The sequence below is a fragment of the Chryseobacterium arthrosphaerae genome (genome assembly GCF_001684965.1).
GTDB lineage: Bacteria > Bacteroidota > Bacteroidia > Flavobacteriales > Weeksellaceae > Chryseobacterium > Chryseobacterium arthrosphaerae.
Window position 1 is genome coordinate 3118465 of record NZ_MAYG01000001.1, and the last position, 22008, is coordinate 3140472.

Here is a 22008-nt window from a genome sequence, read left to right on the forward strand (position 1 = left end):
CAAATTTATGAACCCAACAATGATTCAGTTTTTCCACTGGTATTCTGAAGGAGAAGGAAAATTATGGAAAGAAGCCGAAAAACAGGCAAAATATTTAGCAAAACTGGGAATTACCTCTGCATGGCTTCCACCGGCCTACAAGGGAACAAACGGAGGCTACTCCATCGGATATGACGCATACGATCTTTACGACCTGGGAGAATTTGATCAGAAAGGAACGATCCCTACGAAATACGGCACTAAAAATGATTACCTGAAAGCCATCAAAGCATTAAAAAAACAGAATATAGACGTCATTGTAGATATTGTACTGGGGCATAAAGCCGGTGGTGATGAGCTGGAGAAATTCAAGGCTGTAAAAGTGGATGAAGACAACAGGGAAAAAGTAATTTCCGATGTGATTGAGATAGAATCTTATACTAAATTCACATTTCCCGGAAGAGGAAAAAAATATTCTGATTTTGAATGGAATTTCACCTGTTTCAGTGGAGTAGACTATGCAGAAGGCATGGAATCCCATATTTATAAAATACAATCTGAATATGGAGATGACTGGGAAGAAATGATCCATGATGAAAAAGGGAACTACGATTATCTGATGTACAATGACATTGAACACCGGAATCCTTTTGTAAGGGAAGAGCTCAATACATGGGCGAAATGGTATTTTGACCAGACTGATTTCGATGGGGTAAGGCTGGATGCCTTAAAGCATATTTCATTTGATTTTTATAAAGAATGGCTTACCCTCCTCCGCTCCAATACCGGGAAAAATATTTTTGCCGTTGGGGAATACTGGGCTCCGGGATATCTTCACCTGCTTCAGAAATATATTGAAGTGACGGAAGGCTGCATGAGTCTTTTTGACAGCTCCCTTCAGAATAATTTTCACAATGCTTCCAGGGAAGGAGCCTCTTATGACCTGCGTAAGATCTTTGACGGAACTCTTACTCAGGCAGATCCTATGCATTCTGTAAGTTTGGTTGCCAATCATGACACCCAGCCTTTACAGGATCTTGAAGCACCCGTAGAATCATGGTTTAAGCCTATTGCATATGCCTTGATTTTATTGAGAAAAGACGGGTACCCATGTGTTTTTTATCCTGACCTCTATGGTGCCCATTATGTGGATAAGGACCGAAGCGGCCATGATCAGGAAATTTTTATGCCCAAAACAGACGGTATTGAAGAACTCCTTAAAGCCAGAAAAGACCATGCCTATGGAGAGCAGCGGGATTATTTTGAAGATGCCAATTGCCTGGGATGGGTGCGTGAAGGGGATGATCAACATACAGGATGTGCCGTGGTACTCAGCAATAAAGATACTTACAACAAACCTATGGAAATGGGAAAACGCTATGCCGGAAAAAAATGTAAGGACCTGTTGAAAAGATTCAAGGAAAAGGTAACGATTGACGAAAACGGATGGGGAGACTTTCCCGTTCCTGCAGGAAATGTGAGTGTCTGGATTCCTGAGTAAACAATGATTAAAAATAACATACATGATCAGAAAGCCTTTTCCGGTCATGTATGTCTGAAAATATACTTTACCAGGATGATAACGACATGTTTCAGCAATAAATATACCGGCAGCTGTAAGCGTCTTTAGCCCATTCACAGCATTGCCCGTCTTCAAGAGGCGTACAGCATACCCAATGTGCAGGAATAATGTCTCCTGCCTTTAAATTTCTGAGTTTTTGACGGTCAAGCTTCCGTGTATTCAAAATGATTTTTGTTTGCATGATGATTAATATTTTTAAGATTGAAAATCAAATATAACGGGCTGTGAGGGGTTTTGTTTACATTGTGCTATGAACGGCAGTGATAGGTCTATTTAAAACCATCCCGTCAAAAATTCTTTGAATTTTAAAGCCAGTATTTAAAAATACTTCAGTGTTCAAAAACTTGTGGTTTATATTACGAAGTAATACATCTAAATCTTTTGAAGTTCCAGGATTTCCGGTCGTTCAGATAAATCTGATATTTTTCCGGTACGGGCAAACTCTGCCCAGAGCGCTCTCAGCTTTTTTCCATTTTCATGAATACGGTCCCAGGGAATGCCTTTCAGCATTTCTGAAGACTTCCAGGCTGATTCATTACCGAAGATCAAAGGAAGATCGATACAGTGAGGAGCACCTATATGATTGTCTTTTAATCTGGAATAAATCCTGAATAAATACACATTTCCGCCACCGCTGGCATAATTTTCTGCAAATTTCTTTGCCGGATCACCATAAATAAATGCCGTAGTTTTTTCAACGGTTTTATCCATGATCTTCAATCCAATCCCTTTTCCGAAGTATTTGTTCAAAGCTTCGGAAGTTTTAAGGTAAAAAGCCGTTTCATCATTGTTCAGACCAATCAGCACATCATATTTCCCTGCATTGGCTTTCCACATTTCTGCTGATTCTTCTTCTGTACATAAAGGGGGAAATCCGTATTGTGTTCCAAAAGGCATTGCTGCTTTCAGTCCGTATTTCATTACAGATGGAGTCAGTTTACCATATTCATCCATCATTTTTATAACATCCGTTTCATCTTTCAGAAATTCTGTTTTTTTCAGAAATTCCGCTGACATTTTCTGTCTTTTATGCCGTAATCCCAAAGGAGCACTCTGAATGATTACCCGCTGGAACAAACCTTCTGTACCTTCTGAAATCATCAGATGGGCAATCGCATCACCACCTGAAGACTGGCCAAGAAGTGTAATGTTTTTTTCATCACCTCCAAAGCCGGCAATATAACGGTTGATCCATTGAAGGGCTTCGATCATATCAAACAGTCCAAGATTGGGAGGTCTTTTTTCATCACCTCCCAAAAATCCGAAAAGCCCCAGACGATAGGAAACCGTAACCACAATAATGTTCTGTTCCTTCACCCACTCTGCAGGATCAGCAGTGGAAATATCCCCGCAGCCAATCTCATGGGAACCTCCATGAATCCAGACAACTACAGGAAGTTTTTCATGTTCCACAATCTTTTCAGGGCGGGTAATGGAAAGATATTGGGTAGATTCATCGGCTTCAAAGCTTTCCACAGGAGTAGCTCCGATCATTTTTTCCACCAGCGGACTTAATGCCTGCGGACAAACCGGGGTTTTATCCGGAGAAATAATATCTGAAGCGGAAGGTTCTGCAGGTACAGGTCTCTGAAATCTTCGGGAATGGGCATAACGAATGCTTTTCGCCTTGATGATTCCATCTTCTTTTACGGCTATAATCCTTCCGAAACGGGTTTCAAAAATATGGGTTCCTGTCTGGTATGCGTTCATTCTAAACTATAAATATTTTATACTTAAAGGTAGCTTGGTTTTTTGAGAATAAAAAATTTATGGGATTAATTCAGTACGAATTTGACGGGTAAAATTGATACTACCGGTATTAAGATAATTTTACTTCAGTTCAAGGATTTGTATTCACTTGGGGAAATTCCTACTTTGGTTTTGAATAGCCTTGTGAAATGCTGGGGATATCTGAACCCAAGATCATAAGAAATTTCACTGATCGATTTTCTCTCGTCCAGGATCTGCTCTTTGGCCACATCAATAAGTTTGTTGTGGATAAATTCCTGTGGCGAAATTCCAAGTTCCTTTTTGATCAGGTCCCCGAAATAATTGGCAGAAAGGTTCAGCTTTTCCGCAAAGTAATTAACCATCGGGAAGCCTATATTTTTAGGATTTTCAGATTTCAAATAATCATCTACAAGGGTTTCAAACTTGCCGATGACTCCCTGGTTGATATGGTCTCTTGTAATAAACTGACGGTCATAGAAACGCATGCAGTAATTCAGGAAAAGCTCGATATTATTTACAATTAAAGATTTGCTGTGTTTATCAATAGCCTGTTCCAGCTCCAGCTTAATATTTTTAAAACAATCCAGTACCACTTCTCTTTCTTTTTCGGAAAGATGGAGCGCTTCATGCACATCATAAGAGAAGAATGAATAATCTTTCATATTCTTTGCCAGATTGGTCCCTTTTATTAAATCCGGATGAAAAATCAGGGCAAATCCTGCAGGCTGTACGTACTTGTCTTTATTGTAAATTCCATACATCTGCCCGGGAGCAATAAAAACCAAAGTTCCTTCCTGATAATCATAGCTGTGTTTCCCGTATTGCATATCTCCACACATGACATCTTTCAGAAAAACGGTATAAAACCCAAATGTTCTTTTATACTGGCAAATAGGATCAGATTTGGAAAAATCAATAATACTTACCAGCGGATGCAGGGTTTCATGATTCGCCATTTTATTGTATTCCGAGACCGTATTATAGATTTCAACCTCCTGATTTTCCATGAAGTATATTTTTATTACTATTCAAAATTACCAATTTCATTTGTAACTGAAATGGTGTCTGTAAAATTGGTAGGTAATTCGGTAATCTGTATAAGTTTGGTTTACGTGAAAGTTTCGACTTTTGTACCGTTATGGAAACCATTTTCTAAAAGGGTAAACAACTTCTTCCGGGATTTTCAGAATATGGAACCTTTAACGGATGTGGAATACCATAATTTTTAATCTGAAATTAATTTAAAACTAAATAAACAAATGAGCACATTTACAGTAAAAGCTTACGGAGCAGAATCCAAAACAGCTGATCTGAAAGAGATGAATATTGAAAGAAGAGAAGTAACCCCTAAGGATGTAGAAATCGAAATTCTATACTGCGGGGTCTGCCACTCTGACCTTCATACGGCAAGAAACGACTGGGGCGGAACCCTCTACCCTGCTGTTCCCGGACATGAGATCATCGGAAGAATCACTAAAGTAGGAAACGAGGTTTCCAAATTTAAAGTGGGCGACCTTGCGGGAGTAGGCTGTATCGTAGATTCCTGCGGGCATTGTGAAAGCTGCCGGCACGATCTCGAACAATACTGTCTGAATGGATTTACCGGAACCTATAATGGTCACGACAAACATTCCGGAGGTCATACTTTCGGGGGATATTCCCAGAAAGTAGTGGTAGATTCCCATCATGTTCTAAAAGTTCCTGAAAATCTGGACCCTGCTGCCGTAGCACCTATTTTGTGTGCCGGGATTACGACATGGTCCCCTTTGAGACACTGGAATGTAGGTCCGGATTCAAAAGTAGCTGTAGTAGGATTGGGAGGATTAGGGCATATGGCTATAAAACTGGCAAAAGGATTAGGAGCGGAAGTAACTTTATTCTCCAGAACACCAGGAAAAACTGAAGATGCAAAACAATTAGGGGCTGACCATGTGATTATTTCTACCGATGAAGAGCAGATGAAGTCGGTGAAAGGAAAGTTTGATGTCATTATTGATACGGTTCCGTATGTACATGATGTAAACCCTTATGTAACTACTTTAAATATCAGCGGAACCCATGTCCTGGTGGGCTATCTGGGCGGATTGGAGCCGATCTTGAACACAGTTCCTTTAATTCTGGGAAGAAAGTCTGTAGCAGGTTCTGTCATCGGAGGTATTGCAGAAACCCAGGAATTGCTGGATTTCTGTGGAACGCACAATATTGTTTCTGAAATTGAGATGATCAGGATGCAGGATATCAATCATGCGTATGAAAGAATGCTCAAAAGTGATGTAAAATACCGTTTCGTCATTGATATGAAGTCTTTGTAATTCTTCTGTAAAACAGTCACAGAAACAGGCGCTTCTATCTGAAGCGCCTGTTTTATTTTTTAAGATTCCGGCTATAGGCATTCTGATCCTGATTCACTCTATATCGGTTTCCTTCTGTACATCTTATATCATTCCTTTCCATATCCTGGAAGGCCCATGCAGCCATGGCATCAATGACAGGAGCCAGTTCATTTCCTGCTTCACTCAGCTTATACGTCACATGTGGCGGCACTACAGGTTTTGCGGTTCTGATGATCAATCCGTCTGCTTCCAGTTGTTTCAGATGCTGAATCAGCATTTTTTCCGTCACGGCAGGAATTGCTTTTTTCAATTCGCTGTATCTTTTCTCTCCTGTGGAAAGGTTAAACAGGATAATAGGCTTCCAGAATCCACCTATTCTTTCCATTACATACATTACAGGACAATCCTGCACTATTTTTTTATTTTCCTGAATCGTTGAGCTTTCTTTGATTGCTGTCATTGTCACATACTTTAGGGTAAGTACTTGTATAAAAGTAAGTACAAATATACCTTTGTTCTCAGAAATAAAAAAATATTTGTATGAAATTGCTGATGCCTGATCAATTCATTCAGCTATTACATACAATCATTAAAAACAATAAAAAATTTACTTATGAAAATTGTAATCACCGGATCATTAGGAAATGTAGCAAAACCATTAACCCAGCAATTGGCTGCAGCTGGACACGATCTTACTGTTATCAGCAGTAACGAAACCAGAAAACACGATATTGAATCTCTGGGAGCAACTCCGGCTATCGGATCTATTACAGATGTAGATTTCCTGACCCAGACATTCCAGGGGGCAGATGCCGTTTTTGTAATGACTCCTCCTGCCATCAGTGAAAATCATATTGTGGAGCAGACGATCAATGCAGGAAAAAATTATGCAGAAGCTTTAAAGAACGCCAATGTGAAAAGAGCGGTTATGCTCAGTAGCGTAGGGGCGGCATCTCCTGTAGAAAATGGACCTATCAAAGGACTTCATCATATTGAAAATCTATATCATCAGCTTGAGAACACTTCTTTCACGTTTTTAAGAGCGGGATATTTCTATACGAATTTCTTTAATGACATTCCACTGATCCAAAATGCAGGAATTATAGGCGGTAATTATGCCGGAGATATAGAAATCCCTGTGGTACATCCCAATGACATTGCCAAAGCAGCCGCTGAAGAACTGCTGAAAGACCATACCGGTAAAAATATCCGGTACATTGTAAGTGACCAGCGAAAGGCTTCTGATTTTGCCAAAGTTTTAGGCGCATCTGTGCAGAAACCGGAACTTCCATGGGTAGAGTTCTCCGATGAAGATGCCTTGAACGGAATGCTTCAGGCAGGTTTACCTTACGATATGGCAGAATTGTATGTTGAAATGGGAAAAGGATTGAGAACCGGTACTGTGCAAAGGGATTTCGTTGAGCACGGATCTCCTGTTACGGGAAGTGTAAAGCTGGAAGATTTTGCGAAGGAATTTTCTTCTAAATTTTAAATTGAAATATGATAAATACTTTTCGGCGCACCAAAGGTGCGCCGAAAAGTATTATTTGAGTAACAAAATTATATCTGTCCGATTATTTAGTGGTAAAAGTCCAGATTAAAGCTTTTTCTTTACTGGCCCTGAAAATAGTAGCATGGGTTTCTCCAGGTGCTTTTTCATATTTCCATTTCACATTTTTCATCTCCGTTGCTTTCAGTACCTGGGACAATCCATTTACAGCTTCGGAAATTCCTTTTTCACCGGATGAAGTAAACCACAGCTTTTTAGTTTTTTTGCCAATACCGGCAAGGCTTTCTTTAGCCGTTTTTACTTCATATTCTTTGTTCCACCATAATGACGGGTCAATGGCAATGTAGAAATCAAACATATCAGAGTGGTGCAAAAAAGTCTCCATTACAAAAAGTCCTGCCAAGGATTCTCCAATGATCCCTTTTTCATTGCCGGTTCTGTACCGTTTGTTGATTTCAGTAAAAAGTTCATTATTGATGAATGCCCTGAATTTTTCAGAACCACCTACAACAGGAGCAATTTTTTTATCCTCCTCATCTTCTGTAGGTCCGGTAAGGTCTCTTCTGCGCTGTGTATTTTCAATCCCGACCAGGATCACAGGAGGTATTTTTTTTGATTTGATAAGCTTAGCCAGGGTATTGGCAACATGGGGAAAATCTTCCTGGATGCCTCCGTCTGCCATATATAAAACCGAAAATTTTGCTGAGCTTTTATCGTAGCCGGAAGGCTTCCATACATTAATGGTTCTGGTTTCACCTACTTCTTTCGACTCGATTTTAAAATCATCATGTGCCGGAACAGGATCCTGATTCTGAGAAAATACCTGGCAGCTCAACAGCAATAAAAATACGAATAGTAACCTATACTTCATGTTTATTTTTTTAATAAAAGTAGTGCTTTTTATTGATAACAAACCTATATTCAACAAAATCGCAATGTATCTGTTCATGATACACTGCGATTTTATGATCTCAGTTTCAGCTTTAATTATTATTTTTTCTCTTTCAGAATTTCTTTCAGCACTTTCAGCTTTCCATCAACCGGATGGTCAATTTTTAAGCCTAAAATTTCAGCAACCAGAGGATACACATTTACATTGGCAAACTCGTCGATGACCATATTGTTTTTAAATTCCGGTCCCCAGGCATAGAATGTAGCTTTCATTTCCGGAACAATACGGGGATCATAGCCATGCTTTCCTACTGAGGTTTTCTTGCCTTTTTCTAAAAATATTTTCGGAGCTTTAGGAATCAGAAGAATCTGCCCTATCCTGTTGTAGCGGTCATCTCTTGTTGCAAAATGCAGGTATTTCGGAAGTTTTTTATCCAGATATACTTCGTAATCTTCTGTTTTGTCTGCTTTGAGTTCTTTGTATACGGCCTTTACCTCATCAGGATTTTTTACATATACCCTCAACAGGGTCTGGGAATTATAAAAATCGAACCGGTTTTTATCCAAAAGAACCGAAGGAATTTCTAACGGTGTCCCTCCATCTACTTTAATCATTCCATGGTCTGAAACAAACACAAAGTTGACATCTTTTAAGCCTAATGCATTTACTTTCTGTACCAGATCACCAATAGCCTGATCGATCAGATGAACGGCAGTTTCGGTTTCTTTGGTATCCGGACCGTAATGATGCCCGCTTCCATCTACTTCCGGGAAATATAAAGAAATAAAATGTGGTCTTGTATCTTCAGGTAATTTCAGCCAGTTCACCACTTTTTCCACTTTTTCGGAAGGGGTAAATTTTTCGTGATAAGGATAATAATAAGAAGGCCTCAATCCTCCGGCATCACTGGCAGAGCCCACCCACATCAGAGAGGCTGTTACCAAGCCCTGTTTTTCTGCTAATCCCCAAAGTGGAGTTCCTCCGTACCAGCTTCCGTCCTCAGCATTTTTCTTATTGCTGAGCGCATAAGATTCCTTACGCTTGTAATCATAGAAGAAATTATCGATCAACCCGTGATGGGAAGGATAGAGACCGGTAATCAGGCTCCAGTGATTGGGAAAGGTAATACTCGGATAACTTGGGATCATTGCCTTTGCTTTGATTCCGCTGTTGGAAAGCCTGAGTAGATTTTGAGCGTTATATTTTTCAGCATAATCATAACGGAAACCGTCTGTAGAGATCATGATAACGTAAGGCTTGGACTGTGCTTCAATATTATTGTGACGGCCCGGTATTGTTACCTGAGCTGTATCCGTATTGGCCTGCTGTGCCAAAACCGTAAAGGAAATAAGCAGCAGCAAAAGGTGTATTCCTTGCTTCATTGTTTAAATTTTGGGCAAAGGTACATTCTCTGCTGCTGCCTGAAAAGTTTAAGAGGTTAAAAGTATATTAAAAACCTCTCATTCTCCTGTTCAAAAAAATTTTATGATCAAATGCTCCGCTTCATTTCGAATTGAGAAACAGGATTTTTAAGTCCTACTGTTTTTGATAAAAAGGCAGCTGAGTCTTCAGAAATATCATCCACATTGTTAAGGGAAATGGTTTCTCCGTTATTTTTTTCCCGGATTGCATTGAAAAGCTTCGTTCCTATTCCCTGTTTTCTGTATTCTTTATCTACTGCAACCTGGTATACCTTTTTTGCGGCAGGTCCGTAAATGATATAGCCCACCAGTTTTTCATCAGCATAAGCTCCCAACGTAATATAACTTTCTGGCATTGGGTCCAGTACAAAAACAGATCCCTGCCACGACGGCTCAATATCCCAGAAAGCGGATAATCTGTCCCACTGGAAGTCTTTCATATCCCGAACAGATATTTCGGTATTTCCTTCTGCCGGATTAATATTTCCGTTAAAACAAAGCAGTCTCCGAACTTTATGAAAGCCTAAGTTCTCATAGGCCCTGATTGCAGCATTATTACCTTCAATAACCTCAAGAAGCAGCGTATCTGCATTTCTTTCTTTCAATATGGGAATGATGAAGTCATACATTTTTCTTACCAGCCCTTTTCCTCTGCTCTCCGGAACTACTCCTGTTCCTCCGTTGTATATAGTTTTCCCGCCATTTCCTGTTTTTTCAGCCTGAAGGATAAATCCGACCAGCTTATCATTTTCAAATGCACCTACCGATATCTCAAAATCTATTTTTTCCGCCACAATTTTTGTCATCAGCTGTTCTTCTGACAGATGAAAAGGGACGATATAGTCTGAAAATGAATGGTTGAATACGGATAAAACATCTTCTACACTCGTATTTGAAAGGGTTTTGAATTCTATTGTCATATGTTGTTTAAAAATTTCAGATTAAAAAGTTACCATTCCCTGCCTAGATCTTCTTTCCAATCGTAGGGTAAAAGTTCTTTTAAAGTCATAAACACTCCGTTTTTCACTTCTATTATTGCATTGAGGTTTTCTTTTGACAGCTGGCTCATCAGTTCCCTGCAGCGTCCGCAGGGAGGTACAGCATTCCCGTCATCACCTACAGCTACCACAGCCCTGATAAGATGTTCGCCATTTTTCAGCATTTCCGCCACAGCACTGTGTTCTGCACAAAAACCCATAGAACAGGCTGTATCTATGCTGATCCCCGTGTATACATTTCCTTCTGCTGTTTCAATGGCAGCGGCTACTCCTCCATATTCTACAAAGTCATTCAGCGTTTTTGATGTTGCAAACCTGGCAGCAATTTCCTTCAGATCTTTTCTCATACAGCAAATATTATGGTTGTTTTTTTATTGATGATGATCCAAATACCATTGAACAGCTTTTTGCTCTTCTTTTTTGATAAACGGATCTTTTCCTTCATTATAGTCATTCCCGTCATGCCATTCCTGCATGCTTAGACGTTCTTTTATCTTTTGATATTCATTCCTTACTTCAGGATGTGTACGCAGATAATCTCTGAAAGCGATATGGCGAAGCCAGTGTTCTGAGGAAACAGGAATGGTGTGAATATGGGCAATACGCAGTTTGTGATCATGCATTTTCTCAGGAATTTCATCTCCCTGGTGAATGATGTCCGGAAGTCCTAAATTCTGCGGACGGTCTGTAAGTTTAATAAAGAAACGGCGATACGGCATTTCTCCGTTATACTTTTCGTAATACACATAGTCTTTCTCTTTCAGCAAAGGTGGAATTTTATCCAGATCTTCTTCATTCTGTACACCGATCATAATGTCTATGATAGGCTTTGCCGACAGACCTTCTACTGATGTGCTTCCAATATGCTCAATCTGTGGATTCAAAAAACCGGTATTTTCTTCCAACTCATTTCTGATGGATTCAAATTGGTCTTTCCAGGATGGATTGTATTTTTCAAAGGTGATTTTCATGGGAGATCCGGTTGTATACAAATATATGGAATTTCGGCCAAAGCCTTTAAAATAAAGCCTTTCAATAATTTTTAAAATTCATAAATAAAAAAAAACACCCCTGAAAAATCAGAGGCATTCTTTTGAAATATTTAGGTGTGTTTTTTTAAGGTTATTCTTTGATAAGTTTTTCGTAAGATGTACTTCCGTCTTTCAGCAGAATTTCAAAATAATAAATTCCGGACTTCAGGTCTTCAACATTTATTTTTTCCTGATCCGGTCTTATTGATCTTACTTTTCTTCCTGATGCTTCATAAATTCCGATGGATTTTACGCTGTCGAAATTCTTAAGGCTGACTGATGTTTTGGCAGGATTAGGATAGAGAATCGTTTTTTTAGCCTCTGCAACAGCCTCATTTACAGATAAAGTGCTGGCTGCCATTGTTAATGTAGCATATCCTCTTCCGGCATCATGATACCCCAACGTAGTGCCTCCGCTTTTGCGAGAGTAAAAGATATTGATGGTTCCTGCAGCATTGGCAATGGCAAAATCGCCGGTTCCTCCTGAAAGGGATCTTGTAGCAACCACTGTTCTGGTACTTCCTGAAACCGTATTGGATGTCTCAGTCCAGTCTTGTATAGCATCTGCTGTAGGAGGATTAGGTTTTCCACTAAATGAATAATCCCTGTTCGCAGAAGCATTATAAATAAAACCATCTGCACCGGAAGCCATACCACCGGTATCGATACCGTTCCCACCGAAACCAATTCCTAGCATAGAATTGCTGTCCCCCGTTACTGTAAGGGTTACTCCCGCAGGGGTAGTGTCTAATTTCACCGTCATACCGGTAGCCGAAAGAGGCACCGTTCCTGATGAAAACTGGGCCCATGCAAAATTGGCAAGGACCAAACTGAGTGTTAGTAAAGTTTTTTTCATATTAATTTTTTAAGAGATTGATAATTTCTTTATTGTCTGCCTTTAAAGCATATTCAAAGGGAGTCATTCCCATTGAATCCTTTAATGTCTTATCTGCCTTGTATTTCAGCAGAAGCTCTGTCAATTCTTTATTCCCGAATTTTACAGCCCAGAACAAAGGGGTAAATCCTGTGGGATCTGCAATATTGGGATCTGCATTTTTCTTTAATAAATATTCTGTAAGCTCTTTGTTGTATTTTATGGATAATCCTGCCAGGGCTGTTCCTTCCCTGCTTTTATAATTCAGATCTTTTACATGATCTATAAGATACTTGGCAACCTCGGTATTTCCTCTGTAACAGGCCAATATCAGGGGTGAAAATCCGTTTTCATTAATCTGGTTGATAATATCCGGATTCTGTTTCATCAGCTCTTTGACTTCGGCCACTGTTCCGCTCCTGGCAACATCATAGATTGATTTTGCCTTTTCCTGCGCAGACAGAAGACTGCTCAGAATGAGCCCTAATACTAAGATGAAGTTTTTCATTGTCTGATCAGTACATAGTTATACTCAACATTTACATTTTCCGCAATTTTCTTCGTCACCATCTTTGGAATGGTCACTTTATAATCTGCAGGTCTGGCCACAAAATTACCTTGCATATAGATCTTCCCGTCTTTTGAATATATTGTAGCTGCAGAAGAAACCGCTTTATCCACGCCATGAAAATTAAGGGTTCCCTGAACAGTGTACTTTTGAGGGCTTGTCGTAAGTTTTGTTTTATCAAATCCTGTAATTTTTCCCCTGAAAGTTGTTTTAGGATATTTTGCCGTTTCTGCGTAGCTTTCATTGAAATGTTCTTCCATAAGTTTTGTTTTAAAATGAAAGTTCTTTACAGCGGAAACAGAGGCCATTTCCCCGGTATCAGCATTGATCACCACGGTATTATTATCATCCTGGGCATAAATATCTTCAAATAACGGTACTGAAGCCTCAAAGGTAACCTTTCCTGTCTTGGAGCTATATTTCTGTGCTGATGCGTAACCGGCAGAAAGCAGGGATACACTCAATAATATTACTTTTTTCATATCAAATATTTTTTAATTTTCACTAAGTCCGTCAGCTTTCCATTTAATGAAAGTATTGATCTGCGTTGCAGATAATGAACCTCCTTTGGGCATTTTTTCCGGATCTCCATTGGGTCTTTGGATGCGGTCCAGAATACCGTCTATATTGGCTTTCACCTGATCATAAGTCGCCAATGGCTTAATGAAGCCGTCTGCAGAATGACATCCGATACAGTTATTGTCTATAATAGGTGTTATGTCTGCGGTATATTTTACAGGCAATACGATAGGGGTATTGTCTGATATTTCTTCATAGGTCCTGCTATCACAGCTGTTCAGGATGATCATTGAGGATAAGCTCAACAGGTATACTAATTTTTTCATATTAAAAGACTCTATAAAGATTAAACCCAAAGAAAATATGTCCTTTTCCCCAATTGCCGGATGCATTGGTAAGATATCCTATATCTGAATTGATCTGGGAATTGGTGAATAAAAGCTGGAAAACATGTCCCCCGGTTTCTATATCTACCCCCAATGAAAGAGGGTTTTTATAAAAACTGTGATTATCGAAATTCACAAAATACTCTGCATTCACAGAGACTCTTTTTGATATTTTATAGCGTCCGCCCAAACCTGCCAGAAACTGATTTTTATCTTCAATGGCCGGATCATAAAGATTCTTATGAACATAGGAAGGGGTAAGCTGTAGTGACAGTTTATCATTAAACCGTCTTGAGATGAGTGCCTGGGTAAGGTAAGAAAGCCTGTCGTTGAACTTAAGGTGTGGATAAGTATCTTTATCCAAAGCAGTATTGACGGCCATTACATTGTAACCGGCAATATCTACAGGAAAATTTTCGTTTTGTCTTACCAACCGGTATTTGACAGCGCCTTCAAAGGTTTTCATATTGGTTTCCCTGGAGAGGCTGACTGAAACAGCGTCTGAAACACCGTAAATAACCCCTAATTTGGTTGAAGCATTATCAAGACCAAAAAAATCCTTAAATCCTGCACTGATATCACCGAACCGGTGGGCAACAATAATGTACCATTCCTTTTTTGCAGGGAGTTTTGTAGATTGTCCTGTAACAATCTGAAGGGCCTTGAAGGCGGGTTGTGAGGTTTCCGTATTGGTTTTGACGGTGTCAATATCTTTCAGCAGATCCTCCTGTGCAAAGGCAAAACCTGAAAAAAATACCGACAAAAATAAGAGAGCTTTTGTCATATTTTAATTTGAATTTAATTATCATATGACAAACTTATAGAGTTCTCAATTCAAAAATATGTGATAAAAGTCACCATGGAAATTGTTTTTATCAATCATGGAACAAAAACTTTTAAAACAATATAAATTAGATCAATCTAACATTCTCATTGACAGCTATTTTTATTCCTTCTTTAGTCTGGGTAATTTCTCCGTCACTTTCAATTTTCTTTAATACCCTGCTTACCACTTCTCTTGAAGTCCCCAGATTATTGGCTATTTCACGGTGCGTTATCCTGATAGGATTATTCCCGGTAAGCTCAATCTGCTGCTTTATATAATTCAGCACTCTTTTATCCAGCCTGTGAAAAACTGCATCATTCACCATATTCATGACTTCTGAGAAACGTCTGTCATACTCACGGTAAAATAATTTATTGATTTCGGGAAACCGGATCAGCCAGTCATGCATTACCGAAACAGGAATGAGCAGCGCTTCAGAGTCTTCTTCCGCCACAGCATATACCCTGCTTACATAATCTGTAAAAATGGAAGAAAAGGTCATAAGACAGCTGTCGCTGGGCTTGATATAATAATAAATAAGTTCCCGCCCGTCATTAAGGGTAAAGACTTTAATGGAACCCTTGATCAGAAAAGGGACATACTTATTTTTCTGTCCTTCCCTTATAATCTCTGTCTTGGCTTTTATAGAGGTCATTACCGCATGTTTTTCCAGTTCTGCAGAAAAACCACTGCCTAAAAAACCAAATTTCTGAAGAATAAATGGATCGCTTATCATATCTTTTTTTGTCAAGTATTTGCAACAAATATATAAAATCACCTCATCAATATATCATATAAATAAAATTCTTTTATTATTTAAACAAAAACATCAATAATCAGTTTATTTAAATGCACATTTCAATTAACAACATGGAATACTATTAAAAATAGTTCAATCTATTCAGATATCGATGGGGTTTAGTGAATAAAACTTTTCAGTGATATCAGCTCTTGAGGATTACCATAAAAAAAACTGCTTCAGAAAATGAAACAGTTTTTAATTTTAGAACCGGTATTTTAAATTCAGGCCATAAAAGAAATAAGCTTTGCCTGGCCCGGGATTAAGATCGGTAGATGTACCTTTTGGGTAATTACTGCCCTGATCCCAATCCCCAATATTATTTCCTAAGAACAGGAAAGTATAATTGACCTGGCTGGTAAGGTTATTCCCCATTACGTATACATCCACATCCAGTTTATTGAAGGACTTTTTAAATCCTAATTTGGAATTAAGCAATCCGAATCCTTTTACCTGATTTGTATTATTAAAATCAGCATATACATTTCCAAGATAATTATAGGTATTTACAAGATAAAATCCAGGCTTGGTAAAGATGTCCAATCCTACAGCATATTTATTTCTTGGAACTCCCACCACTGTTTTATGGTCATACACCATGAGTTTTCCTATAGTCTTTCCCGTATCAGGGTCCTGATATTTTGGATCATAAACAGAGAAATTCTTATACTTTGTATCATAATAAGAAAGATTTACAAACGGAACCACTCTCTCTATGAAAGAGTTCTCAGTTCTGTATTGATATCCTACACTGAATTCCAATCCTGTGTTTTTCTGACTCCCGGTATTTGTCCAATAGGTTTGTCCCGGAACAGTGCTTCCCGGGATGAGTAATTGGGCAAGTTTGTCCGAATAATCAATTCTGAATGCGGAAATACGGTAATCTAATTTCGTATTGAGTAGCAGCCCATGGACACTGAAATCAAACATTCTCGCCCGTTCAGGCTTTAAGTCATCATTTACGGTATTCGTTGCTGTAATAAATGAAGAAGCTGCGGTAGGAGAGTTGTATCCTTCACTGTAACTCAAATTAAAGATCTGGTGCTTCCATTCTTTCTGTAAAGCAAAATGCGGAGTGTATGCCATGTCATATTTTTTATTAAATGACTGATCTTTACGGCCGGGAATCAACTCCGGCAATGCATACAGGTCTTTTCTGTCATAATTGGTTCTATTGGCACTAAGTCCTGCAAGCAAGGTAAGTCCCCAGGGTTTGTAAGTAAGATAATCAATGACAAAATAAGTGGACTGGTTATTATTATATTTGAAATAAGAAGCATCTTTCATTCCTGTTGTCTGCAATGGAATTGTTTCTGAACCTGTAAAACGGTAGCTTGATGTTGTGGAAGCCGAATTCTGTATTTCAGCACCAAAGTCCAAACGGTTTTCAAAGTCTTTAAATTCATTCTTCAGGGTAAAGGTAGAACGTAATCCCACATTGGGAGCGCTGGTAATACCATAGGCTCCGGCAGAAACACTTTCCGTATTTCCGTTATAATAGAATAAAGTGGTATAATTCCTAAAATTGGAAGTAAGGCTTACCATATTACTCAATCCTACTCTGGTTGATTTTATTTTGGTTCCTGCATTTTTACGAATATAGGCTGCATTTCCGTTATCAATTCCTGCATAGTAATCATTATAGGAAATCTGTCCGGAAGTATGTTCATAGGAATATGCCTGGCTGGCAAAGAAGCTCAGCTGATCTTTTTTGCCCAGCTTAACGGTACCGTTTACGTTGAAAAAATTTTTCAGTCCGCTTCCATTCGGTCTGTAGCCATCAGTTTCAAGATGTCCATAAGCTGCACTCACGGAATAATTATCATCCGCAACGTTCAGTTGTGTTCTGGACTGGAAGGTTTTAAATGCTCCAAACATTGCATTTTCCGAAACAGATGCTCCTTTCGTGAAGTCCGGACGGGTGTAGAAACGTACCGCTCCACCTACGCCTCCACCGTACATTGTGGCAGCAGGCCCTTTAATAACTTCTACATTCGTTACATAAGCAAAATCAATATCGTCAAGGGTTGTGATTCCCTCTGCGGTGGTGAGTGGCATATTATTCCAATACGCTTTTATCCCCCAGTTGTTGAATTTCTGGTCATTTCCGTACCCTCTCAGAACAATTCTCTGTCCTCCGAAGTTGGTCCTTTTATCCACCTGAAGTCCGGGCATGGTAGACAAAGTCTGGTCGATTGCAGCCGGATTGTTTCTGTTAAGATCTTCTTCTGAAAGTGTTTCCACTGATTGTGCGTGTCTTTTGAATTCTGCCCGTTCCTGTTTTATTTTTTTCCTTCCCAGGATGTTGATTTCGTCAATTGAGCCCTCCTGATTCTGCTGAGCATGGGCAATAGAGCAGCCTAACAGCGCTGCTATGCATATGTATCTTTTCATTATTTAAAATTTATTACCATTAATATTATATCCACTGTATCACAGAGCTGGCTCCGGAGGAGGTATAATAATGGATAAATAATGATTCTTTTCTGATTGATTGTAAAGGTTATGTATTATTTTCAAATGAAAAACAGAAGTAAACCGGAGATCATTTTTATCAAAATCAACAAAGAAATGAGAAGTTTTAAAGATATTTTTCTCATGTACCGGAAGATCAATCTGCCGTTTTATATAGGTTTTTTTGACCGCCAGTTTTTTTGAAAAATCCAGTAATGAATTGATGATGATATCTTTTTTGTCAATATAACAGAAATATGTTTTTTTTCCGTTCACAATACTGACGCTGATAATATCATAAGAAAGCCCGTTAAGGGTAAATTCTTTTTCTTCCCTCCATTCTGCTTCCGTAAGATCATTTTCTGTGAAACAGATTGTTTCTCCTTTTCTCAGATTACTCCGTTTGATCGTATATTGCGTTTTTGCATAGAGTTCTCTTTTGACATGAGACATTACAGAACAGATCATGTTGCTGAATAACATAATGACCGGAATACAAAGGAAAATAAAAAATAGTTTTTTATTCAAGGAATGAAAGATATTAAGGAGCAGGTTCTTCAGAAGATTCTACAGCAGTGAATTTAGAAATATTTATTCTATGCAGTTTTTGAGAACCTTTTACAGTGTATTCTATCCAATTATCTTTTGGATGTAATTTTTGAGGAACAGGATTCTCTGTAGAAATTCCCGAAGGGGCCTGATCAGCAGTCCGGGTATCTTCATCATTTCTATGCTGAAAATTTCCTCTCAGTGTAATGGTGTTTCCAATATTATTCTGGGTAAACGGAATGATGTTTCCTTCTGCTCTCAACGTTTTTACTGTTACAATACCGGTATTGTTTTTCTTTAATATAATGGTATACATGGTCCCTCTTACACCTGCTCTGCCTCCTACCCATTCTGTTTTTTCAGCAGAGTGTAGCGATATTGTTTTATCCTGATATAAAGAGGGTACCGGCCTCCCGCAGGAAGCCAGTACCCAAAATAATATTAAATACATCTGATTCATTGCTTAATCATCATCACCGCCTGTACGTCCTAATACCAGGAAGTTACCGCTATACACAATCTCGCCTTTGGATTCGGCTTTTAATATATAGTTTCCAGGTACCATTTTTTGTCCAAACTCTTCATCAGACTTTACATTTTTCTTACTGTATACAAGCCTTCCTGATCCATCTACGATGCTTATATCCACAGTGCTGTATTTAGCAGTATCAAATCTCAAATGAGAAATTCCTTTTGACGGATTCGGATATATGATATTCAGGTTCTTTTTAGTTTTGGTCTCTGTTGTTGATAATGCAGTTTCTGTATTCTGTGTTGTCCATGCACCTCTTCCATAAGTAGAAACCAATACTGTTTTGGTAGAAGGTCTGTAATCTAAATTGGTAATTCTTACATTGCCTATATTTCCTGTTACAGAAGCCCATTCAGGGGTTGTAGCAAGGAAATTAGTTGTTCCCCAAACTCCCATTTCCGTTCCCAGCAATACTTCGTTTGGATTATCAGGATTTCTTAATACCGTTCTTACCGGCATATCAGGGAGATTGCCTTCTTTATTCAGCCAGGTAGTTCCACCATCTGTAGTATAGAATACACTGGCCAGATTATAATTGGAAAAAGTTACAATGATTTCATTCTCATTAGCGCCAAATTCTATATCAGAGACAGTTCCCGTCACCGGTGAAGAGGCCAATAAGGCAGAGGCGTATGATGCGGTATTGGCATTGGTGATTTTAAAGATTCTTCCAAGGTTCGTTCCTACAAAAAGTGTGGTGGAAGCAGTAGTATGAGGTGATACTTTCATCCAGGAAATCTGTTCTCCGCTCTGTGCAGTACCTACAGTTACCGTATTATTCGTAAATGATGTAGATGTAGCTGAAAGTCCGCTTGTTCTGAAGAGGGTAAGCCCGGAACGGTAAGAAAAGAATACATCATTATTTCTGTCTAAAGCAATTTCATTTACAAAATGCCCTGCATTTCTGTTGGCACTGGTTATCAGATAATAAGTACCGGTATTCAGTAATATATAATGGCTATTGTATACGTAGCTGGCAATTTCATAATTATCCTGATCGTCATATTCTGTATACATACCGTCTCCCCCTGTAGCCGACTGAGAAGTAAGGAAGTTATTCGCCTGTGGCACCCCATATAGCCACCATGAGCCGTTATCCTGAGCACCTGCTAATAATTCTTCATTGGAAGGTGTTTTTATCGGATTTAACATTGCAGAGTAAAACTGCGTTACATTATATCTGGTATTTCTTGCTGCAAGACCTCCAACAGCACCAATATTTGCTTTATTGGCAGCATAGTAAATCCCCCCATCATTTCCAAACATCATTTGTCCTGTGGAGTAATTGTTAAAAGGGTTGAAAACAATTTCGTGCTGGTCAGCATGTACCTGTGAAACCTGCAGAGCCGCCATATTATTGTTGTTAGACCATTTTGAAATCTGGGTCCAGCTGGTCCCTCCATTGGTAGATTTAAATAAATCAATACCTCCTATATATAATGTATTATCATCCTGAGGATCTGCCTCAATGATCAGGTCATAAAAAGACTGTCCCCTGGTAAAGTCATTAGCAGGAATACTGGTATCCGTTGCTGTAGGTAATGTTAAAACCGGGGTTGCATCATTGGTTGCCTGCCAGGTGGTTCCTCCATCTGCAGATTTTGCAATCCTGATGGGCTCTGCAGTACCAACTCCCTGCATAAATGCGTATATTTTATTGGCATCTGTTTTAGAAAGAGTGAAGTTTACTCTTGAGCCGGAACTTCCAACATTATAAACCTGGCTAAAGGTATTTCCGTCTGTAGATTTAAAAATTCTCCCTCCGGAGTCTATGTTTGTAAACCGGGAAGATCTGGTAGAAACCCATACTGCATTATCTGCCCCTATTTCTATCTGTTGAATAGAATACCCTGTTGTGCTGGTTAAACCAGTTGTCGTATTAAGAGCCAGCAAGCTGTTATTTTTGGTAAATGTTGTTCCGCCGTCTGTGGATTTATATAACCCGGCCTGGCTTAATCCCTGCCATCCGTCATTAAATGAAATTCCGACATAGGCACCGCTTACTCCGGCATATACTTCTGAAACCCCATTATTATTTCTTACTTTGATATCATTGATATAAAAATTTCCGTTTCTTACCCCGGTAGAAGAATACGTTACCGGAATGGTAAAAATCTGCGTCCAGGTTGCTCCCCCATCTGTGGACTTCCATATTCCGGATCCCACAGCATCAGTAGTAGATGACTCTCCTGTTCCTACGTAAAAGACCTGAGGATTGTTCGGGTCATAAGCAATACATGAAATTGAAGTATTTGCCCAGAACGTGCTTAAGGGCTGCCATTCGTTAGTAGACACAGAGGGATCCTGATTCACCCAAAGCCCGCCGGAAACACTTCCTGCAAAAACTCTTTTGCCTGTTGCATCATTAGGATCATACATAATGGCTCTTGTTCTTCCTCCTACGCTGTAGGGACCTCTTTCAATCCAGGGTTCATTGATGATCTTACCTGAAGCAGAGCTATGATTGGAAAGAAAAGACATTGGCTGTGTCGCCTCATATTTTCCGGAAACAATCTCCTGGTTGAGCTTTGCCAATTCTTCAAAATTAGTTCTCCCGGTCACAGGGTCCATGGTTCTTTTATAGTCCTCTTCATTATATAAATTAGGAGGTATTCCTGCTGCTTTTGCATTTTTATGTACCTTTTTAAGGTCTTTGTCATATTTTGCATAAAGCTTTTGTAAGTGTTTCTGATTCTCCTCAACTGTGTTTTGTTTCTGAGCATGTACGCCCATAAAAAGAAGAACCGCTGCAATAGGGTAGAGTTTCATTTCCATTCAATTTTTCGCAAATGTAGATAAGTTACATGAGATATTTCTAAAATGCACAAACAATTATTATTAATTTATATTCAAAATCAATAATAAAATACAAATTGCATTTTAAATATTTAAATTCATTAAAACAATGTCAAAATTTAAGAAAATATAAAAAAATGAAAAAAAGAACAGGATTGTGAATTAATACCGCAAAGTGAAATAATTTTCTTTGGAAAACTTGAGGCAGTGTCAAGACTTAATAAAAAA

The 22008-nt window shown here is 38.9% G+C and carries 22 protein-coding genes; 3 read left to right on the plus strand and 19 right to left on the minus strand.

The genetic code is table 11. From position 1 onward, the window contains the following. Positions 1–7: 7 nt before the first annotated feature. On the plus strand, positions 8–1480 hold the full coding sequence (locus BBI00_RS14020) for an alpha-amylase (RefSeq protein ID WP_065399348.1): 1473 nt from the start codon (positions 8–10) through the stop codon (positions 1478–1480). A gap of 91 nt (positions 1481–1571) precedes the next feature. On the opposite strand, the gene BBI00_RS23370 is transcribed toward BBI00_RS14020, so the two are convergent. The 3 genes from BBI00_RS23370 to BBI00_RS14030 all read right to left on the minus strand — a co-directional run bounded on the left by BBI00_RS23370 (position 1572) and on the right by BBI00_RS14030 (position 4299). Further along, the gene (locus BBI00_RS23370; RefSeq protein ID WP_165602527.1) at positions 1572–1742 is read right to left on the minus strand and encodes a hypothetical protein; all 171 of its coding nucleotides are present in this window, start codon (positions 1740–1742) and stop codon (positions 1572–1574) included. 191 nt (positions 1743–1933) lie between these two features. Then, positions 1934–3271, minus strand: coding sequence for a carboxylesterase family protein (locus BBI00_RS14025; protein WP_065399349.1), 1338 nt, complete (start codon positions 3269–3271; stop codon positions 1934–1936). A gap of 125 nt (positions 3272–3396) precedes the next feature. Next, a complete protein-coding gene (locus BBI00_RS14030; protein WP_065399350.1) occupies positions 3397–4299 on the minus strand; it encodes a helix-turn-helix domain-containing protein in 903 nt (300 codons plus the stop codon). A 252-nt stretch (positions 4300–4551) separates the two neighbouring features. Here BBI00_RS14030 and BBI00_RS14035 point away from each other — a divergent pair, with 252 nt between their 5' ends. Next, positions 4552–5604, plus strand: a complete 1053-nt coding sequence (locus BBI00_RS14035) for an NAD(P)-dependent alcohol dehydrogenase (RefSeq protein WP_123902281.1) — start codon at positions 4552–4554, stop codon at positions 5602–5604. Between the two features lie 52 nt (positions 5605–5656). Here BBI00_RS14035 and BBI00_RS14040 read toward each other — a convergent pair whose 3' ends face one another. Further along, positions 5657–6085, minus strand: a complete 429-nt coding sequence (locus tag BBI00_RS14040) for a winged helix-turn-helix transcriptional regulator (RefSeq protein WP_083988505.1) — start codon at positions 6083–6085, stop codon at positions 5657–5659. 153 nt (positions 6086–6238) lie between these two features. Here BBI00_RS14040 and BBI00_RS14045 point away from each other — a divergent pair, with 153 nt between their 5' ends. Next, a complete protein-coding gene (locus BBI00_RS14045; RefSeq protein WP_065399351.1) occupies positions 6239–7117 on the plus strand; it encodes an NAD(P)H-binding protein in 879 nt (292 codons plus the stop codon). Between the two features lie 82 nt (positions 7118–7199). On the opposite strand, the gene BBI00_RS14050 is transcribed toward BBI00_RS14045, so the two are convergent. The 15 genes from BBI00_RS14050 to BBI00_RS14120 form a co-directional block, all read right to left on the minus strand. Next, positions 7200–8006, minus strand: a complete 807-nt coding sequence (locus BBI00_RS14050; RefSeq protein ID WP_065399352.1) for an alpha/beta hydrolase — start codon at positions 8004–8006, stop codon at positions 7200–7202. Between the two features lie 119 nt (positions 8007–8125). Next, entirely contained in the window at positions 8126–9409 is a 1284-nt protein-coding gene (locus BBI00_RS14055; RefSeq protein ID WP_065399353.1) for an alkaline phosphatase family protein, read from the minus strand. A gap of 107 nt (positions 9410–9516) precedes the next feature. Beyond that, positions 9517–10368 (minus strand): GNAT family N-acetyltransferase, encoded by an 852-nt coding sequence (locus BBI00_RS14060; RefSeq protein ID WP_065399354.1) that lies wholly within the window; start codon positions 10366–10368, stop codon positions 9517–9519. Positions 10369–10397: 29 nt separating this feature from the next. Then, positions 10398–10793 (minus strand): cytidine deaminase family protein, encoded by a 396-nt coding sequence (locus BBI00_RS14065; RefSeq protein WP_065399355.1) that lies wholly within the window; start codon positions 10791–10793, stop codon positions 10398–10400. A 24-nt stretch (positions 10794–10817) separates the two neighbouring features. Next, on the minus strand, positions 10818–11417 hold the full coding sequence (locus BBI00_RS14070) for a GrpB family protein (RefSeq protein WP_065399356.1): 600 nt from the start codon (positions 11415–11417) through the stop codon (positions 10818–10820). A 151-nt stretch (positions 11418–11568) separates the two neighbouring features. Continuing rightward, positions 11569–12333: a T9SS type A sorting domain-containing protein gene (locus BBI00_RS14075; RefSeq protein ID WP_065399357.1), complete on the minus strand. Its 765-nt coding sequence runs from the start codon at positions 12331–12333 to the stop codon at positions 11569–11571. Position 12334: 1 nt separating this feature from the next. Then, positions 12335–12859, minus strand: coding sequence for an ankyrin repeat domain-containing protein (locus BBI00_RS14080; protein ID WP_065399358.1), 525 nt, complete (start codon positions 12857–12859; stop codon positions 12335–12337). Then, entirely contained in the window at positions 12856–13401 is a 546-nt protein-coding gene (locus BBI00_RS14085; protein ID WP_065399359.1) for a YceI family protein, read from the minus strand. Before BBI00_RS14085 ends, BBI00_RS14080 begins: the two co-directional genes overlap by 4 nt. Positions 13402–13413: 12 nt before the next feature. Continuing rightward, positions 13414–13764, minus strand: coding sequence for a c-type cytochrome (locus tag BBI00_RS14090; RefSeq protein ID WP_065399360.1), 351 nt, complete (start codon positions 13762–13764; stop codon positions 13414–13416). Position 13765: 1 nt separating this feature from the next. Further along, the gene (locus BBI00_RS14095; protein ID WP_065399361.1) at positions 13766–14608 is read right to left on the minus strand and encodes a DUF5777 family beta-barrel protein; all 843 of its coding nucleotides are present in this window, start codon (positions 14606–14608) and stop codon (positions 13766–13768) included. Positions 14609–14735: 127 nt separating this feature from the next. Beyond that, entirely contained in the window at positions 14736–15386 is a 651-nt protein-coding gene (locus BBI00_RS14100; RefSeq protein WP_065399362.1) for a Crp/Fnr family transcriptional regulator, read from the minus strand. Positions 15387–15653: 267 nt separating this feature from the next. After that, the gene (locus tag BBI00_RS14105) at positions 15654–17843 is read right to left on the minus strand and encodes a TonB-dependent receptor (RefSeq protein ID WP_065399363.1); all 2190 of its coding nucleotides are present in this window, start codon (positions 17841–17843) and stop codon (positions 15654–15656) included. Positions 17844–17882: 39 nt separating this feature from the next. Then, positions 17883–18371, minus strand: coding sequence for a hypothetical protein (locus BBI00_RS14110; RefSeq protein WP_165602528.1), 489 nt, complete (start codon positions 18369–18371; stop codon positions 17883–17885). A gap of 73 nt (positions 18372–18444) precedes the next feature. Further along, entirely contained in the window at positions 18445–18903 is a 459-nt protein-coding gene (locus BBI00_RS14115; RefSeq protein ID WP_123843494.1) for a hypothetical protein, read from the minus strand. Between the two features lie 12 nt (positions 18904–18915). Next, on the minus strand, positions 18916–21759 hold the full coding sequence (locus BBI00_RS14120) for a T9SS type A sorting domain-containing protein (protein WP_228394764.1): 2844 nt from the start codon (positions 21757–21759) through the stop codon (positions 18916–18918). Between the last annotated feature and the right edge of the window lie 249 nt (positions 21760–22008).

What these genes read in the sequence shown, in the direction of transcription:
- BBI00_RS14085 (WP_065399359.1), bottom strand. Translation starts at nt 13,401, where the DNA reads ATGAAAAAAGTAATATTATTGAGTGTATCCCTGCTTTCTGCCGGTTAC.
- BBI00_RS14065 (WP_065399355.1), bottom strand. Translation starts at nt 10,793, where the DNA reads ATGAGAAAAGATCTGAAGGAAATTGCTGCCAGGTTTGCAACATCAAAA.
- BBI00_RS14080 (WP_065399358.1), bottom strand. Translation starts at nt 12,859, where the DNA reads ATGAAAAACTTCATCTTAGTATTAGGGCTCATTCTGAGCAGTCTTCTG.
- BBI00_RS14110 (WP_165602528.1), bottom strand. Translation starts at nt 18,371, where the DNA reads ATGATCTGTTCTGTAATGTCTCATGTCAAAAGAGAACTCTATGCAAAA.
- BBI00_RS14100 (WP_065399362.1), bottom strand. Translation starts at nt 15,386, where the DNA reads ATGATAAGCGATCCATTTATTCTTCAGAAATTTGGTTTTTTAGGCAGT.
- BBI00_RS23370 (WP_165602527.1), bottom strand. Translation starts at nt 1,742, where the DNA reads ATGCAAACAAAAATCATTTTGAATACACGGAAGCTTGACCGTCAAAAA.
- BBI00_RS14105 (WP_065399363.1), bottom strand. Translation starts at nt 17,843, where the DNA reads ATGAAAAGATACATATGCATAGCAGCGCTGTTAGGCTGCTCTATTGCC.
- BBI00_RS14030 (WP_065399350.1), bottom strand. Translation starts at nt 4,299, where the DNA reads ATGGAAAATCAGGAGGTTGAAATCTATAATACGGTCTCGGAATACAAT.
- BBI00_RS14025 (WP_065399349.1), bottom strand. Translation starts at nt 3,271, where the DNA reads ATGAACGCATACCAGACAGGAACCCATATTTTTGAAACCCGTTTCGGA.
- BBI00_RS14075 (WP_065399357.1), bottom strand. Translation starts at nt 12,333, where the DNA reads ATGAAAAAAACTTTACTAACACTCAGTTTGGTCCTTGCCAATTTTGCA.
- BBI00_RS14020 (WP_065399348.1), top strand. Translation starts at nt 8, where the DNA reads ATGAACCCAACAATGATTCAGTTTTTCCACTGGTATTCTGAAGGAGAA.
- BBI00_RS14045 (WP_065399351.1), top strand. Translation starts at nt 6,239, where the DNA reads ATGAAAATTGTAATCACCGGATCATTAGGAAATGTAGCAAAACCATTA.
- BBI00_RS14090 (WP_065399360.1), bottom strand. Translation starts at nt 13,764, where the DNA reads ATGAAAAAATTAGTATACCTGTTGAGCTTATCCTCAATGATCATCCTG.
- BBI00_RS14095 (WP_065399361.1), bottom strand. Translation starts at nt 14,608, where the DNA reads ATGACAAAAGCTCTCTTATTTTTGTCGGTATTTTTTTCAGGTTTTGCC.
- BBI00_RS14035 (WP_123902281.1), top strand. Translation starts at nt 4,552, where the DNA reads ATGAGCACATTTACAGTAAAAGCTTACGGAGCAGAATCCAAAACAGCT.
- BBI00_RS14115 (WP_123843494.1), bottom strand. Translation starts at nt 18,903, where the DNA reads ATGTATTTAATATTATTTTGGGTACTGGCTTCCTGCGGGAGGCCGGTA.
- BBI00_RS14070 (WP_065399356.1), bottom strand. Translation starts at nt 11,417, where the DNA reads ATGAAAATCACCTTTGAAAAATACAATCCATCCTGGAAAGACCAATTT.
- BBI00_RS14060 (WP_065399354.1), bottom strand. Translation starts at nt 10,368, where the DNA reads ATGACAATAGAATTCAAAACCCTTTCAAATACGAGTGTAGAAGATGTT.
- BBI00_RS14050 (WP_065399352.1), bottom strand. Translation starts at nt 8,006, where the DNA reads ATGAAGTATAGGTTACTATTCGTATTTTTATTGCTGTTGAGCTGCCAG.
- BBI00_RS14040 (WP_083988505.1), bottom strand. Translation starts at nt 6,085, where the DNA reads ATGACAGCAATCAAAGAAAGCTCAACGATTCAGGAAAATAAAAAAATA.
- BBI00_RS14055 (WP_065399353.1), bottom strand. Translation starts at nt 9,409, where the DNA reads ATGAAGCAAGGAATACACCTTTTGCTGCTGCTTATTTCCTTTACGGTT.
- BBI00_RS14120 (WP_228394764.1), bottom strand. Translation starts at nt 21,759, where the DNA reads ATGGAAATGAAACTCTACCCTATTGCAGCGGTTCTTCTTTTTATGGGC.